Genomic DNA, 14773 nt, shown 5'->3' with positions numbered 1-14773 from the left:
TTCAGACCTGTCCCAGGTGGGTTTTCGGTTCGGAAAGTTCCGAAAATCTCTTGACTTTTTTGTAGCGCTGGGTATAATTTCCGTTGGCACTCTGAAGCCAAGACTGCTAATTTTGGAGTGAAAGAACAACAATGACAATTCGACCCCTGGGCGATAAGGTCGTGGTCAAGCCGTCGGAGTCCGACGACAAGTCGGCGGGCGGAATCCTGCTCCCCGACACGGCAAAGACCAAGCCGACCGAAGGCACTGTGATTGCGGCAGGCAACGGCCGCGTACTCGACAATGGCGAGCGCCATGCGCTCACCGTCAAGGTAGGCGACCTGGTTGTCTACAGCAAGTACGGTGGCACCGAGTTCAAGCTGAACGGTGAGACAGTGATCATCCTCGCAGAGGATCAGATCTACGCGATTAAGTAAGAAACGGAAGAAAACACTATGGCAAGTAAGGAACTGCTTTTTGATGAGGCGGCACGCCGCGCGCTTGAGCGTGGGGCCAATGCGGTCGCCAATGCGGTCAAGGTGACCCTGGGACCGCGTGGACGCAACGTGGTGATCGAGAAGAAGTGGGGCTCCCCGACAATCACCAAGGACGGCGTGACGGTCGCCAAAGAGATCGAGCTGGAAGACAAGTTCGAGAACATGGGCGCTCAGCTCGTGAAGGAAGTCGCCAGCAAGACCAACGATATCGCCGGTGACGGCACGACGACCGCGACCGTTCTGGCGCAGTCGATCGTCAACGAGGGCCTTCGCTACGTGGCCGCGGGTGGCGCTCCCCTCTCCGTGAAGAAGGGGATCGACAAGGCGGTTGAGGTTGCGGTCGAGGCGCTCAAGGCCAACGCGATCCCGGTCGATGGCGATGCGGTCGCGCAGGTTGCGGCGATCTCGGGCAACAACGACAAAGAGATCGGTGCGATTATCGCCGACGCGCTGGACAAGGTCGGCAAGGACGGCGTCATTACGGTCGAGGAGTCCAAGGGCCGCGAGACCACGCTTGAGGTCGTCGAGGGTATGCAGTTCGACAAGGGCTACATCTCCCCCTACTTTGTCACCGACACCGAGCGCATGGAAGGCATCTTCGACAACGCCTTTATCCTCTTCTACGAGAAGAAGATCAGCGCCGCCGCCGACCTCGTCCCCGTGCTGGAGCAGGTCATGCAGACCCGCCGCCCGCTGGTGATTGTCGCCGAGGACCTCGATGGCGATGCACTGGCTACCATGGTGGTCAATAAGATCCGTGGCATCCTGAACGTGGTCGCGGTCAAGGCTCCTGGCTTTGGCGACCGCCGCAAGGCAATGATGGAGGACATGGCGATCCTCACCGGTGGTAAGTTCATCACCGAGGACCTGGGCATCAAGCTGGAGAGCGCGACCCTGGACATGCTTGGCCAGGCCAAGAAGGTTGTCATCACCAAGGACAACACCACCATTGTCGAGGGCAACGGGGACTCCGATGCGGTCAAGGGCCGTATCAACCAGATCCGCAAGCAGATCGACCTCTCCGACTCCAGCTACGACAAAGAGAAGCTCCAGGAGCGCCTCGCAAAGCTGGCGGGTGGCGTCGCCGTGATCCAGGTCGGCGCTTCGACCGAGACCGAGCTCAAAGAGAAGAAGCACCGCTACGAGGACGCTCTCTCCGCGACCCGCGCGGCTGTCGAGGAGGGCATCGTCCCCGGTGGAGGCGTCGCCTTCATCAATGTCATCGCCGCTCTGGACAACGTCGTGGTGGATGACAAGGACGAGCAGGTCGGTGTGGACATTGTCCGCAAGGCCCTGGAGTCCCCGCTACGCACTATCGCGGCCAACGCGGGGCTGGAAGGCTCTGTCGTGGTCAACAAGGTGAAGGGCCTGACCAAGGGCCATGGCTTCAACGCCCTGACCGAGGAGTACGGCGACATGATCGGCTTCGGCGTCATCGACCCCGTCAAGGTCAGCCGCTCCGCCCTGGCCAATGCGGCGTCTATCGCCAGCATGATCCTCACCACCGAGTCGGTCGTCGCTGAGAAGCCCGAGCCCCCGGCAGCCGGTGGCGGCGATCACCACCACGATCACTAGGGAAGCCCCCTAGCCCCCATGAATGGGGGAATCCGTAAGGAAAGCCCCGTGCTCTTTTGAGTGCGGGGCGTTTTCTTTGCGTATGCAGCCACCTCGAACCCCATAAACGCAAAAACGCCCCGCGTCTCCAAAAAGACGCGAGGCGTTTTATATTTTAGCCGAGCCGGTTAGTGGTGTCCGTGGTGCGCACCGCGCGAGGCGGCGAGCTTTTCGGTGTCCCGGCGGCGCTGCCGCATCGCCTGGACGGGGCGCTGGTCGGCGCAGATGGTCTGCACGCGGTAGCCCGCGCCTTCGAGCGCCTTCACGACCTGCGGGACATACTCAAACTCCAGCAAGTCCGCCCAGCGCTCGTCCGACGTCCCATCACCGTAGCCCTCACAGGTGTCGAAGCCCAGGATGCGCTTGACCGGGTGGTAGATAAAGACCTTCGGGCCGTACGTCACGCACCACTCCACGACGATACGATCCATCCCCGGCGGAGTGGGGAGTGTTTTCCACTCCCGCATCCGCCAGAGGGTCTTCTCGGAGTCGAAGACCGGCTTGTTGGTGAGTGCCTTGTGCATTACAGGAGCAGCTCCAGCGGGTTCTCGATGGCCTTCTTCAGCGCCCCGAGGAACGCCGCGCCATCGGCACCGTCGACCACCCGGTGGTCGGCGGAGAGGGTCACCTTCATGCGCTTGCGCGGCACGAGCTGCCCGTTCACCACGGCTGCAACCGTCCGCGTGCTGGAGACAGCCAGGATCGCGGCCTCGCCCGGATTCACGATCGCGGCGAAGTTCTCGACCTCGGCGACCGCTCCCAGGTTGGAGATCGTGAAGGTTCCGCCCGTGTAGTCCGCGGGCTGGAGCTTTCCGGCGCGTGCCTTCTCGATCAGCGGCTTGCTCGCCGCAGCGACCTGGCGCAGGCTCAGGGCCTGGACATTGCGCACCACGGGAACAATCAAGCCATCCTCCAGCGCGACTCCAAAGCCGATATGGTGGTTCTTGCTCACCAGGCGCTTGTTGTCGTCGAACTTGGAGTTGACATTGGGCGCGGCCAGCAGCGCGACGGAGACCGCCTTGAGCAGACAGTCGTTGACCGAGACCTTCACCGCGCCGCCCGCTGCGTTCACCTGCTCGCGCAGGGAGAGGAGCGCTTCCATGTCCACCTCGACCGTGACATAGAAGTGCGGGATCTGCTGCTTGCTCTCCGTGAGGCGCCGCGCGATGGTCTTGCGCATCCCATTGTAGGACTGCACCTCGACCTCATCGGCAATGGCTCCCCCACTCGTGGGGGCGGAGGGGGCTCCCTTCGCCGCCGCTTCCACATCCGCCGCGGTGATCGTCCCTGCCGCGCTGATGCTCGCCAGGTTGACACCCTTGGCAGCCGCAATCGCACGGGCCAGCGGAGAGGCCTTCACCCGCTCACTGGCTCCCCCGTTATCGGGGGCGGGGGGGGCCACTTCCAGCTCAATGGGGTCGCTCAGCACGGATGCCGAGCCACCGAGCCCCTCAGGGAGGCCACCGACAAAGCTATCGCCATAGGGCTTGGCGGGGTCCGTTACCACGACAATGGGACCTCCCCCGGCTCGCTGGGGCTCGCCACCCCCTCCGGCTTCGCGAAGGGGGGCAGGTGCGGGGGCCTCCCCCTTCGCGGAGCCGGGCCCAGAGGGCACCCCGGTCGCCGTCTCAGCGGCGGGGGGAGGTGGTGCGACATTTGCGGGTGGTGCGCCCTGGCCGATAATCACGACCGGATCACCGACCTTGACCTCGGAGCCGGGGGCGGCGAGGATCGCATGGACAACGCCTGCTTCTCCGGCGGGCACCTCGACATTGGACTTATCGGTCTCGATCTCGAACACCGCATCGTCTGCTACGACCGTGTCGCCGACTTTTTTGAGGAACTGGACAATGACGCCCGCCTCCATTGCATCGCCCATCTTGGGCATGATGATCGCTGCCATCTTACTTGCCTCCGAGGGTGCGTTTTGCCGCCGCAATGATATCGACTTCCGTGGGGAAGGCGAGGTTCTCCAGGTTCTTGGCGTAGGGCATCGGCACAAACGCGCCGGTCACACGCATCACGGGCGAGTCGAGGTCGTAGAAGGCGCGCTCCCCGATCTGGGCGGAGATCTCCGCCGCACAGCCGTAGAGCGGCCACTGCTCCTGCACGACCACGGCGCGGTGGGTCTTCTTGATCGAGGCCAGCACCGTGTTCATGTCCAGAGGCAGGAGGGTACGCAGGTCGATCACCTCGGCAGAGATGCCCTCTTTTGCCAGCTCATTGGCAGCCTTGAGCGCCTGGATCACCATCCAGGAGTAGGCCACGATCGTGACATCTTTCCCCTCGCGCAGCACATTGGCCTGCCCCAGCGGCACGGAGAAGTCAGGATCGTCGGGGACCTCCGAGAGACCCGGCTGGATCGCCTCTAGGTCATCGGGCTTCATGAAGTACATGCGCAGCGACTCTAGGACCATCACGGGGTTGTTGTCGCGAATGGCGGTGAGCAGGAGGCCCTTGGCATCGGCGGGGGTGGCAGGCACCACCACTTTCAGGCCGGGAATATGCGCAAAGAGAACTTCGATGGCCTGGGAGTGCTGCGCCGAGAGCTGGAGCCCGACACCACTGGGGCCACGGATCACCATGGGCACCTGGAACTGACCGCCAAACATGTAGCGGATCTTGGCCGCGTGCTGGACAATCTGGTCGTAGGCGGGCGTCGCAAAGTCCATGCGCATCATCTCGCAGACCGGGCGCAGTCCCGCCATCGCCGCCCCGATCCCTAGGCCGATAATTCCGACCTCGGAGATGGGGGTATCGACCACGCGGGTCTTGCCAAACTCTTCGAGAAAGCCCTTGGAGAGCTCCAGGGTTCCCTGGTACTGCCCCACTTCTTCCCCGACCAGAAACACGTTCGGGTCGCGGCGCATCTCCTCACGCAGGGCGAGCGCGAGGGCGTCTATGTAGCGTAGTTTTGCCATTATGCGTACACGTCCTTCAGCAGCTCGTCGGCGGGCGGCACCGGGGAGTCGTCGGAGAACTTCATCGCGGCCTTGGCCTCGACAACCGCCTCCTCATGAATGCGGACGATATCGTCGTCGGTGATCACCCCGGCCTCCAGAAGAATCTCCGCCGCGATCGCAATCGGGTCGCGGTTGGCCTTGGCGGCCTCGATCTCTGCCTTGGTGCGGTAGACCACGGTCTGCTTGGCCTCGTCGGCGGCACCGTGTCCGTGGAAGCGGTAGGTATCGCACTCCAGGAAGAACGGCGCGGGGTTGGCCTTCATGTCCGCGACAATCTTGCTGACCTCTTCGTAGACCGTGACAATGTTCTGCCCATCGATCTTCTTGCGGTTCATGTTGTAGCTGCTGACACGGTCGGTCAGGTCGGTGTTGGCGTGGGAGCGCTCGATACTGGTGCCCATGGCGTAGCCGTTGTTCTCCAGAACAAACAGCACCGGGACCTTGTAGAGCTGCGCCATGTTCAGGGTCTCGTGGAACGCGCCCTGGTTCATGGAACCATCGCCAAAGAAGCAGACCGCCACGCCCGCTTGCTGGCGGTACTTGAGCGCCCAGCCGAGGCCCAGTGCGATCGGGACATTGCCTCCGACGATTCCGTAGCCGCCGTAGAAGCCGCGCTCCGCATCGCAGATATGCATCGAGCCGCCCTTGCCTTTTGAGCAGCCGTCGTACTTTCCACAGATCTCCGCCATCACCGGGCCGGGAGGGGAGCCGACAGCCAGCGCGTAGGCATGGTCGCGGTAGTGTCCAATAAGGCAGTCTCCTGCCGAGAGGTCGAGCGCGCCGATAATGCCTACAGCAATCGCTTCCTCACCGGAGTAGAGGTGCAGGTAGCCTCCGATGCCATGTCCTCCGCGCTGGAACGCCCGCAGGCACTCCTCTTCAAACTCGCGGATATGCACCATTTGCTCGTAGAAACGGCGGTACTTGGCCGCGTCAAGCGCAGCCTTCTGGCCCTTTGCCATCTTGTAAAACAGTCTCCTTGCCAGGGGGCGGAGTCTCCGCCCGGCACATTATACCCCACGGATATTCGGTACTATAACCCTATAACGATAGTGAAAGTTCCGCCCCCCATCCGTGTGGGGATGGGAAATCCCCCGCAAAGGCATTCCCCGCGTCCTCGGGACGCTCCCCCAGCGCGGAGTCGGGTATTTCCATGCACGGCGTTTGGTACAATCACGCTATGTCCGTCGCTCCCCTTCCGCGCTTCACGCCCGAAGAATATCTCGCCCTTGAACGCGCCGCCGATCACCGGAGCGAGCTGATCAACGGCGAGCTCTACGCCATGGCTGGAGTTTCTTTTGAGCACACCCTCATTGTCACCAATCTTGGGGCAGCCCTCCACACCGGCCTGCGCGGTCGCCCCTGCACCACACACCTCAACGACCTGCGCCTCAGTGTCCCTGATACGCGCCTCTACACCTACCCCGATGCCCTGGTGATCTGCGACGAGCCAATCTTTGTAGACGACCAGTTCGACACGATCACCAATCCCATCGCGCTCTTTGAGGTTCTCTCCCCCAGCACGGAAGCCTATGACCGCGGTGCCAAGTTCGCCCACTACCGCCGTCTCGCGTCGCTAAAATACTACGTCTTAATTTCCCAAGCTGAGCCCCTCGTCGAGCGCTACGAGCGCCAAGAGAGCAATACCTGGCTCCTCACCGAGCTGCGCGGCCTAGAGACGACGCTTGAGCTTCCCGCACTGCACGTCAGCATCCCCCTCAGCGAGCTCTATGAGCGCATTGTCTTCCGAGAACCTACCGATTAATCTGTGCGGGGATTAGAAATCCCCGGCACAAGGCCAAGAGCGTCCCGGGGACGCAGAAAATACGTGTGCTCTGCGCGTCCTCGGGACGCTCCCCAAGCTCGGAGACGGGTATTTCAATGCCCGGCTCCCCGCCCCATCCCAAGCTCCAGCAGACAGTCCCGCGCCGCCTCTCGCACACGCTCATGCGGGCTCCTTCGCACGAGCTTTATCGCCACACGCCGCGCTTTTACATCCCGTGCCGTTCCCAGCGCGAGGAGAATCGCCACCTGCAAGTCCTCGTACTGAGGGTTGAGGCGCAGGAGCTTGCGCAAGGTCCGGCACTCCGGGGCGCTGAGCTCGCCAGGTTCCAATCGAGGAAGCCAGCGGAGAAGAAGGGAATAGGCCTCACCCCACCACCAGTGCAGGAGGTCTTTTTCGTATAACCAGCCTGTTTGCCCCACCAGGGCAAGAAGCACCGGAAGTGACTGAGGCCACGGTGCGCGCGCCGTCATGTGCTTCTCGCGAAGCGTACGCAGTACCCACTCAAGCCGCTGATTTTTTGCGTTGATGAGTCCTGCAGTGCTTGTTATCAAAATGACAATGCAGTAAAAGCAATACGCAAGTAATACTAAATGTTGCCAAACAAAGTAATCGTCGGTTCCCTTAGGAAGGAGGTACAGACTGAGCGGCCAAAACATCAAACAAGCGAGACAGGAAAAGAAGACCTTCAGACAAGGAACCACAAAGGATCGCTGAAGCACCTCATTCAGGAGACGTAGAGAGGCTTCGGGCTCTTGTGCCGAGAGCTGCTGGACAAGGGCCTTCTCCGAAAAGAGGAGACGCAGGGTGACGTTTGGTTGCTGCGGGGTCAACTGCCCTTGCCGCTGCACCTAGCGGCTCCGTAGCTCGGTGAAGATGCGTTTTTCGGCTTCTTTGGCGACCGCACGCACCTCGGCGCGGCGGGCGGCTCTGTAGGCGGCGAGGCGGTCGCCGAGGTTGAGGGGCTCGGGGAGGCGGACGCGGGCGCGGCGGGGGCCGGTGAGGTAGGAGCGCCCAAAGCACTCTCGCTCTAGGCGGACGAGCAGATCGAAGAGGCGCTCGGGGGTGGGGTCCTCTCTTACGTAGCCATCGTAGACCGCGATCCAGTTGGCGATGCGGTCCAGATCACGCAGGAGCGGCCGGGCGCGCTCGCGCTGCTGGCGGCGTAGCTCGGTGTCGTAGGGGGTCTTGGTGGCGGGATCGGGCTCGTCGCGGGTGACCGTCTCAATGGCGTGGATCAGGGTGCGCATGCGCTCGGGGAGGGTCTCGCCGCGTGGGTCGGGGATGCCGACGGCAAGGGCGACCCGCTGCAAGATCGCCTCCTTAATGGCCTCCAGCCGCGGCGTAAAGTCCGACTCTAAGTCTTCGTCTTTTTCCTTGGGCGACGGCAGGCGGTACTCCCTCTCCAGCGAGCGCAGCATCGCAAACCCTATTCCCCGCAGGCGCTCGTAGGTGCTGGCCGTGTGGGCGATCGGCGAGCCGGTGAAGTGCTCCAGCCGGTTGAGCGAGAAGAGGATCGGCAGGCGCATGTCGGTGGTGAACTTGTACTTCAGCGCCACGGGCTGGATAAAGAGCGTCGCGGATTCGTCGTCCTTGCGCGCATCCTCCAGCGCCCAGAACGCCAGCTGAAAGACCCCATCGTGGAAGGGCAAGAGCGTGTCGTTCTGGGAGTAGACCTCGCCCTCGGGGAAGATCACCAGCTTGCTGGCGGGGCTGGCGAGCAGCTCACGGGTCGCACGGAAGCTCGCACGGTCTGCTGTCCCCCGGATCACCGAGTGCGCCCCGATCCGCTTGATGAGATGCCCCCAGAGCCCCAGGCAGTGGTCGAAGCTCTCGCGGCAGGCCAGGTAGCGAAAGCTCTGGCTCACTTGTGCGGAGAGATGGAAGACCAGCGCGGGGTCGGTGTTGGTCGGGTGGTTGGGCGTCAGCAAGACCCGCTCCCCCGCAAGCTCCCGAAACCGCTCCAGCTCGTCTTGGTCGTAGTCCACACCACTGATGCCCAGCACGCCCACAATGGCGTTGCTGTACCTCTGCGCCACCCGGATCACTGAGGGGGTTGGCTTGGCCGCGATAAAATCCGCGCGCCCCGGGACAATGATCTCAGACGAATCAGACGACATGGGTTATTATAGGCCCCCCAGCCCCCAAGATTGGGGGAGATAAAAGGAATTTCCCTTTATTTTGGGGGTAGGGGAGCCGAGAGATACAAATCGCAAAGTCGGGGCGCTGAGGCCCTGAGAACAAGTCTCTGGGCTTAAGAGGGCGACGGCGACCTTCGTAGCCACTAAACTCTCTTGGCTGCGAAGGCAGCCGTCGCCCTCTTAAGCCGGAACCCTGGTGGTTCCGGCAACACATGGCTCCGGCCACTTTTGCAGTACAATGCGCGAGGAGCAACTCTCATGAGTAAACAAAAACTTGCCTGGTATCTCTGGGCAATTGGCACGGTTCTCATCGTCTTGAGCTGGTTTAACATCGTCCCCTATAACATTGGCTGGGTCGGTTTTGTCCTGGGGCTGGCAGGTAGCATACTCAGCTGGGGGCTACGTCCCCCCAGACGGTAGCCCCTTCAGAGACAGAGAGACAAACAGCGTCGCGAAGAAGCTTGCGAAGTCCATATGCACCTAAACATTCTCAGCGACCTGCACCAGGAGCTTGGCGAGCGCGATGTGCCGAGCGTGGACTGCTACACCGGCAACCATTGCCACCCCCTTTGTGAGCAGCTCGTCGAGCTGGTGGCCTACGAGCGCAACGACGGGAGCTACGATGTCTTTGTCTGTGAGCCAGTCGGGGCTTGTCTGGAGCTAGAAGCGGGGCGCGTGGATGAGCACCATATTTTCATCGAGCGCATCCCCTCTCTCTCTGACTTTGAGGAAGTGGTCCTGCGCATCAATCGCCAGCTTGGTCCACGCTATGAGCATGCCGTCTTCTACCAAGAATCTGGTAGCCGCCATGTGATAGGCCAGCTCTACACTCAGTTTCAAACCCAAGGCATTCGTGAGATGCAAGTCCAGCCCACAAAGTCGGGGGGGTGGGAGCTACTCCTACGGCGAAAAGACTTCGCTCTGGCTGAACACCTACAGGAGGCTCTCCTTGCAAAAAGCCTTTAGCCCACAAGAGGCAGACAACATCCGTGAGGCGGTTTTTCGCTTTCATATGGCAAAGCTGCCCGCACAGTTTCGCTTCATCACCCGTATCAGGTTCCCTGAGGTCTACTTTCTCTCGGTAGACAACGCCGATCCCTCCCCCACCTTTCTGGCACGCTTTCACAACAACAAGCCGCCCGTCAAGGCACGCTCCGCTGTCAAGCCACGCAGGTTCGAGGTCGTCGATAAGGTAACCGAAAAGGAGGGCATACTTCTCTCCGCCAATACCGTGCGCTGGATCACGGTAAGCCAAGCGAAGGTGGAGACGGGCTGGCATAAGGATGGGCGTGGAGGCACATTTGGAACATGCCTCGTCGAGAAGCAAAAGAGCGGGTGGGTTGTGCTCTACTACGCCATCCGGGGAGTCTCTTAACGGCGTGTCGGGGGCTGAAGACCCCGCCTACGGAAAAAAGCGTCCCGAGGACGCGCAGAGCACACGCATTTCCCGCGTCCTCGGGACACTCTTGGCCTGCTGCCGGGGATTTCCAATCCCCGCACGCAGTTGGCATGCCGGGTATAACCAGGCAATGCTCCGTGAGTTTTTCTCCTACTACCGCCCCCACCGCCGCCTGTTTCTCACTGATTTTTCCTGCGCCGTGATCTCGGGGCTACTGGAGCTGGCGTTCCCCCTGGCCGTGAAGTACTTTGTGGACAAGCTCCTGCCCAGCTCGAACGGGGGGCTGATCCTCAGCGCCGCCGTGGGGCTGCTGGTGATCTACTTGGTAAACACGGGGCTTCAGTATGTGGTGAACTACTGGGGGCACGTGCTAGGAATCTCCATCGAGACCGAGATGCGACGGCGCATCTTCGACCACTTGCAGAAGCTCTCGTTTCGCTTCTTCGACAACCAGAAGACCGGGCACTTGGTGGCACGGATCACCAAAGACCTCGAAGAGGTGGGCGAGGTGGCGCACCACGGCCCCGAGGATGCGTTTATCGCGGTGATGACGTTTCTCGGCTCGTTTGGGCTGATGGTCACGCTGAATCCGAAGCTGGCGCTGATCACGGGGCTGGTCGTGCCGCCGATGACCTGGGTCTCGACACGCTACGGGCGGGCGATGACGCTCAACATGCGGGCGCTCTTTGGGCGGGTCGGGGACTTTAATGCGCGTATCGAAGAGAATGTCGGTGGGATGCGGGTGGTGCAGGCCTTTGCCAACGAGGACCACGAGCGCAAGCTCTTCGCCCGAGACAACGAGGCCTACAAAGACACCAAGCTCGATGCCTACCGCTTGATGTCCAAGAGCATGTCGCTCAGCTACATGACCATGCGCATCGTCCAGCTCTTTGTGATGATCGCCGGAGCGTTCTATGTCCTGCACGGCGAGCTGACGGTCGGCGGGTTCATGGGCTTTCTGCTGCTGGTCAATGTCTTCTTCCGCCCTGTGGAGAAGATCAACGCGGTGCTCGAGACCTATCCCAAGGGAATCGCGGGCTTCAAGCGCTACTCCGAACTGCTAAACACCGCGCCCGATATCGCCGATGCGCCAAATGCGAAGACCATCGAGCACCTGACGGGCGAGATTCGCTTTGAGGACGTGACTTTTGGCTACGAGGCACACAAGCAGGTGCTCCATAACATCAACCTCACGATCCACCCCGGCGAGACGGTCGCCTTTGTCGGTCCCAGCGGTGCGGGCAAGACCACGATCTGCTCGCTCGTGCCGCGCTTCTACGAGCCGCTCTCAGGCCGCATCACGGTAGATGGCAGCGATATCCGCGAGCTGACCCTAGCATCGCTGCGGCGCAATATCGGGATCGTCCAGCAAGATGTCTTTCTCTTTGCGGGGACGATCCGCGAGAATATTATCTACGGGCGTCTGGATGCTACCGACGACGAGATCAATGAAGCGGCACGGCGTGCCCGGCTCGACGAGCTGATCGCGCAGCTTCCCGATGGCCTGGACACGGTGATCGGGGAGCGCGGTGTGAAGCTCTCGGGTGGGCAGAAGCAGCGCCTCGCGATTGCGCGGATGTTTCTCAAGAATCCCCCCATTCTCATCCTCGACGAAGCCACGTCGGCGCTGGACACGGAGACCGAGCGCGCCATTCAAGCATCGCTTGCCGAGCTCTCGGTCGGTCGCACCACCCTGGTGATCGCCCACCGCCTCGCGACCATCCAAAACGCCGACCGAATCGTCGTGGTGGACGAGACCGGGATCGCCGAGCAAGGCCGTCACGGGGACCTCGTGGCCTCGGGGGGAATCTACCAGCGCCTCCACGAAGCCCAGTTCCGTCCCCTGCTCGCCGGTGTCGTCGGGCAATAGTCGGGCATTAAAATACCCGCCTACGCGTTTGGGGAGCGTCCCGAGGACGCGGGAGACGCTTGCGCTCTGCGCGTCCACGGGACGCTCCCAGCCCTGTGCCGGGGATTTCCAATCCCCGCACAGCAGGAAGCCTCTCCCTCGCCGCCGAACCTAGCCCCATGAGCAAGAAAGAAGTTCGGATCGGCATTATCGGCTGTGGGCAGATCGCCCAGCAGCACCTGGCAACCTACAAAGAGATCCCCGAGGCCAATGTGGTCGCCTGCGCGGATATTCTCCCGGCTGCGGCGGACAAGAGCGCAGCCACGTTCGGGATTCCGAATGTCTACTACAGCGCCCATGAGATGCTCAAGCGCGACGACCTAGACGCGGTGGATGTGTGCTTGCACAACAACTTCCATCGGGCGGGGGTCGAGGCGGTCTTGGCATCGGGGCGGCACTGCTACTGCGAGAAGCCCATGGCGGGAGCCTACGCCGATGCGGTGGCGATGAAGGCGGCGGCGGAGGCTTCGGGGAAGCTGCTGCATATCCAGCTGGCGGGAATCTACTCTAACGAGGTGCGCTCGGTGAAGGAGCTGATCGACGATGGCGCGCTGGGCGAGGTCTACTACGCCCGCACCAACGGGCACCGGCGGCGGGGACGGCCCTATGTCGATGGCTACGGCAAACCGACCTTTGTGCAGAAAGAGAACTCCGGCGGCGGCGCCCTCTACGACATGGGGGTCTACCATATCTCCGAGCTACTCTGGCTGCTGGGCAACCCGTCGCCCACCCGTATCTCGGGGCGGACCTTTCAGAAGCTCGCCATGGACCCCAAGCGCCAGGAGCTCTCGGGCTACTCGGTGGAGGAGCTGGGAACGGGCCTCGTGAACTTCTCCAACGGCATGGCGCTGGACATCCTCGAAGCCTGGGCGATGCACCTGGATACGCTGGAGGGCTCGTTCATCCTCGGCAGCGATGGTGGCGCGCGCCTGCGGCCCTTTGGGTACTTCACGTCGCACGGCGACCTGGATATCGACGGCGGCGCGTCGATGGGCGCGGCGGCCTACCGGCGGCGCAAGCTCCGCACGGAAGACGGCGATACGGACACACGGGACAACAGCCAGCGCCACTGGGTCAATGTGCTCCTGGGCAACGACACGCTCCTGCCGACCATGGACCTGGCCCTCAACACCATGCTCATCTCCGAGGGCATCTACCTCTCCGAGAAGCTGGGGCGGGAAGTGACCGCCGATGAGGTCCAGGCGCTCTCGGTGAGCACGGCAAAGCCGCTCTAGAGCGCTCGGTAGGGTCTAGAACCCGGCGCGCCAGGAGAAGCCACGCACGCCGCCCTCGGGGCTGTCGGCGTGGCGGCCGTAGCGGCCCAGGGTGGCGAGCCCCTCCGCGGAGAGGTCGCCGGAGACGACGATATCATCCGGGGGGGCGGATTTCTGGAGGGCGGCGGCGCGGTCGATCACGGCGCTCTGGAGGTGGCCGATGGGCTGTCCAGGGAGAATCGCCACCTCGCCGGCGTTGATGCCACAGCGAATATGAAATGGCCGTGACAGACGGTTGTGCTGGGCATTGAAGCTCGCCAGCTCGCTCTGCAGACGGAGCGCGGCGCGCACCGCAGCGGCATCGGAGGGGAACATCGCCATGGTCCCGTCGCCGGCCGTAGACTGCACCTGCCCCCCCTCCGCGAGCACGATCTCCTCCACAAAGCGGCGGAACTGGTTAAACGAGTACTCCACGATCAGGTCGTCGGCGGAGCGCTTCATCTCGCTGGAGCTGACCACATCGAGGCTCAGGAAGGTCTTGCGAACCCGCTCCCCTTCCAGCCGCTTCTGAATCTCCACCATCTGCGCCAGGAGCTCCTCCCGCGAGACCCCGCTGGCCTCCACGGAGTAGCGCACCGGTGGAACAACGCCCGGAGGTGCTGGAACGGGGGGAACCACACTCCCCTGTGTCAGCTGGGTATGGAGTGCCTCCGCTTCTTTCTGCTTGCGCTTGAGAGTTTTGCTCAAAAAGATGCCAAAACCGACGTAGATAAAAGTTCCCAGCGTGGCGACCAGCCCCGCCAAGCCACGAAAGACATGTGTCTCTTCAAAGATTGCCGGAGGAACTGCGATCAGGAGCCAGCCGATCGACCACCACTGGGTCTCCCACTTCTTGAGCTCGGGGATCGTGCCCTTCTCGACACGCTCCATAACATTTTTTGCGGTCTCTCCCGCGGTCTTGCTTGCCTGCTGGACCACCTGGCCCACTTGCTGTGTCACAGGCGGAGTGATGGGTTTCGGCGGGGCCACCACTACCTTTTGCTTGTCGTCGTGCTTGGTCTCGATCTCGTTGAGGGCCTTGTGGACAAACTCGGGCTGCACTCCGATCTCTGCGGCGATCTTCTCGATATCCTCCGCGGAGTAGCGCTCCTTGTGCTCGGCCTGGAGGCGGTCGGCGAGCTGGATCGCCTGACGAAGCGTCTGTTCGTCGTAGCGGGCGGGCTCGGTGCTGGTGCGCTGTGGTTCCGGTTGTAGTTGCTGTTGCTGTGGCATAC

At 62.2% G+C, this 14773-nt stretch carries 15 protein-coding genes; 8 read left to right on the top strand and 7 right to left on the bottom strand.

Going from position 1 to position 14773, the window contains the following annotated elements; all coding sequences use genetic code 11:
• Positions 1-131: 131 nt before the first annotated feature.
• Both HNQ39_RS13275 and groL read left to right on the top strand, forming a co-directional pair.
• Positions 132-416: a co-chaperone GroES gene (locus tag HNQ39_RS13275; RefSeq protein WP_184196642.1), complete on the top strand. Its 285-nt coding sequence runs from the start codon at positions 132-134 to the stop codon at positions 414-416.
• A gap of 18 nt (positions 417-434) precedes the next feature.
• The gene (gene groL / locus HNQ39_RS13270; RefSeq protein WP_184196639.1) at positions 435-2051 is read left to right on the top strand and encodes a chaperonin GroEL; all 1617 of its coding nucleotides are present in this window, start codon (positions 435-437) and stop codon (positions 2049-2051) included.
• A 167-nt stretch (positions 2052-2218) separates the two neighbouring features.
• Here the strand turns inward: groL and HNQ39_RS13265 are convergent, their stop codons facing one another.
• From HNQ39_RS13265 to HNQ39_RS13250, 4 genes are read right to left on the bottom strand one after another with little or no spacing between them, the layout of a single operon-like run.
• Positions 2219-2614 carry a hypothetical protein gene (locus HNQ39_RS13265; protein ID WP_184196636.1) on the bottom strand — a complete coding sequence of 132 codons (396 nt, stop codon included), beginning with the start codon at positions 2612-2614 and terminating at the stop codon, positions 2219-2221.
• Complete coding sequence (locus tag HNQ39_RS13260) at positions 2614-3993, bottom strand: dihydrolipoamide acetyltransferase family protein (protein WP_184196633.1); 1380 nt, start codon at positions 3991-3993, stop codon at positions 2614-2616. The genes HNQ39_RS13265 and HNQ39_RS13260 overlap by 1 nt, the downstream gene beginning before the upstream one ends.
• A 1-nt stretch (position 3994) precedes the next feature.
• Complete coding sequence (locus tag HNQ39_RS13255; protein WP_184196630.1) at positions 3995-5011, bottom strand: alpha-ketoacid dehydrogenase subunit beta; 1017 nt, start codon at positions 5009-5011, stop codon at positions 3995-3997.
• On the bottom strand, positions 5011-6015 hold the full coding sequence (locus tag HNQ39_RS13250; protein WP_184196627.1) for a thiamine pyrophosphate-dependent enzyme: 1005 nt from the start codon (positions 6013-6015) through the stop codon (positions 5011-5013). Before HNQ39_RS13250 ends, HNQ39_RS13255 begins: the two co-directional genes overlap by 1 nt.
• Positions 6016-6233: 218 nt before the next feature.
• On the opposite strand from HNQ39_RS13250, the gene HNQ39_RS13245 reads away from it, so the two are divergent.
• Positions 6234-6818, top strand: coding sequence for a Uma2 family endonuclease (locus tag HNQ39_RS13245; protein WP_184196624.1), 585 nt, complete (start codon positions 6234-6236; stop codon positions 6816-6818).
• A gap of 113 nt (positions 6819-6931) precedes the next feature.
• Here the strand turns inward: HNQ39_RS13245 and HNQ39_RS13240 are convergent, their stop codons facing one another.
• Both HNQ39_RS13240 and HNQ39_RS13235 read right to left on the bottom strand, forming a co-directional pair.
• Positions 6932-7309: a hypothetical protein gene (locus tag HNQ39_RS13240; RefSeq protein ID WP_184196621.1), complete on the bottom strand. Its 378-nt coding sequence runs from the start codon at positions 7307-7309 to the stop codon at positions 6932-6934.
• Between the two features lie 378 nt (positions 7310-7687).
• On the bottom strand, positions 7688-8956 hold the full coding sequence (locus tag HNQ39_RS13235) for a 1-acyl-sn-glycerol-3-phosphate acyltransferase (protein WP_184196618.1): 1269 nt from the start codon (positions 8954-8956) through the stop codon (positions 7688-7690).
• 279 nt (positions 8957-9235) lie between these two features.
• Here HNQ39_RS13235 and HNQ39_RS13230 point away from each other — a divergent pair, with 279 nt between their 5' ends.
• The 5 genes from HNQ39_RS13230 to HNQ39_RS13210 all read left to right on the top strand — a co-directional run bounded on the left by HNQ39_RS13230 (position 9236) and on the right by HNQ39_RS13210 (position 13520).
• Complete coding sequence (locus HNQ39_RS13230; RefSeq protein ID WP_184196615.1) at positions 9236-9397, top strand: hypothetical protein; 162 nt, start codon at positions 9236-9238, stop codon at positions 9395-9397.
• Between the two features lie 54 nt (positions 9398-9451).
• Entirely contained in the window at positions 9452-9943 is a 492-nt protein-coding gene (locus HNQ39_RS13225; protein WP_184196612.1) for a hypothetical protein, read from the top strand.
• Positions 9927-10352, top strand: coding sequence for a hypothetical protein (locus HNQ39_RS13220; RefSeq protein WP_184196609.1), 426 nt, complete (start codon positions 9927-9929; stop codon positions 10350-10352). The genes HNQ39_RS13225 and HNQ39_RS13220 overlap by 17 nt, the downstream gene beginning before the upstream one ends.
• 154 nt (positions 10353-10506) lie before the next feature.
• Complete coding sequence (locus tag HNQ39_RS13215) at positions 10507-12246, top strand: ABC transporter ATP-binding protein (RefSeq protein WP_184196606.1); 1740 nt, start codon at positions 10507-10509, stop codon at positions 12244-12246.
• A gap of 158 nt (positions 12247-12404) precedes the next feature.
• Positions 12405-13520, top strand: coding sequence for a Gfo/Idh/MocA family protein (locus HNQ39_RS13210; protein ID WP_184196603.1), 1116 nt, complete (start codon positions 12405-12407; stop codon positions 13518-13520).
• A 15-nt stretch (positions 13521-13535) separates the two neighbouring features.
• Here the strand turns inward: HNQ39_RS13210 and HNQ39_RS13205 are convergent, their stop codons facing one another.
• A complete protein-coding gene (locus HNQ39_RS13205; RefSeq protein WP_184196600.1) occupies positions 13536-14771 on the bottom strand; it encodes an adenylate/guanylate cyclase domain-containing protein in 1236 nt (411 codons plus the stop codon).
• Positions 14772-14773: the final 2 nt, after the last annotated feature.

Source organism: Armatimonas rosea, assembly GCF_014202505.1.
Taxonomy (GTDB): Bacteria; Armatimonadota; Armatimonadia; order Armatimonadales; family Armatimonadaceae; genus Armatimonas; species Armatimonas rosea.
This window is presented reverse-complemented; position numbering and strand designations above follow the sequence as displayed.

Coding starts and splice junctions, on each gene's coding strand:
- HNQ39_RS13245 (WP_184196624.1), top strand. CDS start 6,234: ATGTCCGTCGCTCCCCTTCCGCGCTTCACGCCCGAAGAATATCTCGCC.
- groL (WP_184196639.1), top strand. CDS start 435: ATGGCAAGTAAGGAACTGCTTTTTGATGAGGCGGCACGCCGCGCGCTT.
- HNQ39_RS13250 (WP_184196627.1), bottom strand. CDS start 6,015: ATGGCAAAGGGCCAGAAGGCTGCGCTTGACGCGGCCAAGTACCGCCGT.
- HNQ39_RS13240 (WP_184196621.1), bottom strand. CDS start 7,309: ATGACGGCGCGCGCACCGTGGCCTCAGTCACTTCCGGTGCTTCTTGCC.
- HNQ39_RS13260 (WP_184196633.1), bottom strand. CDS start 3,993: ATGGCAGCGATCATCATGCCCAAGATGGGCGATGCAATGGAGGCGGGC.
- HNQ39_RS13210 (WP_184196603.1), top strand. CDS start 12,405: ATGAGCAAGAAAGAAGTTCGGATCGGCATTATCGGCTGTGGGCAGATC.
- HNQ39_RS13205 (WP_184196600.1), bottom strand. CDS start 14,771: ATGCCACAGCAACAGCAACTACAACCGGAACCACAGCGCACCAGCACC.
- HNQ39_RS13215 (WP_184196606.1), top strand. CDS start 10,507: ATGCTCCGTGAGTTTTTCTCCTACTACCGCCCCCACCGCCGCCTGTTT.
- HNQ39_RS13275 (WP_184196642.1), top strand. CDS start 132: ATGACAATTCGACCCCTGGGCGATAAGGTCGTGGTCAAGCCGTCGGAG.
- HNQ39_RS13255 (WP_184196630.1), bottom strand. CDS start 5,011: ATGGCAAAACTACGCTACATAGACGCCCTCGCGCTCGCCCTGCGTGAG.
- HNQ39_RS13225 (WP_184196612.1), top strand. CDS start 9,452: ATGCACCTAAACATTCTCAGCGACCTGCACCAGGAGCTTGGCGAGCGC.
- HNQ39_RS13235 (WP_184196618.1), bottom strand. CDS start 8,956: ATGTCGTCTGATTCGTCTGAGATCATTGTCCCGGGGCGCGCGGATTTT.
- HNQ39_RS13265 (WP_184196636.1), bottom strand. CDS start 2,614: ATGCACAAGGCACTCACCAACAAGCCGGTCTTCGACTCCGAGAAGACC.
- HNQ39_RS13230 (WP_184196615.1), top strand. CDS start 9,236: ATGAGTAAACAAAAACTTGCCTGGTATCTCTGGGCAATTGGCACGGTT.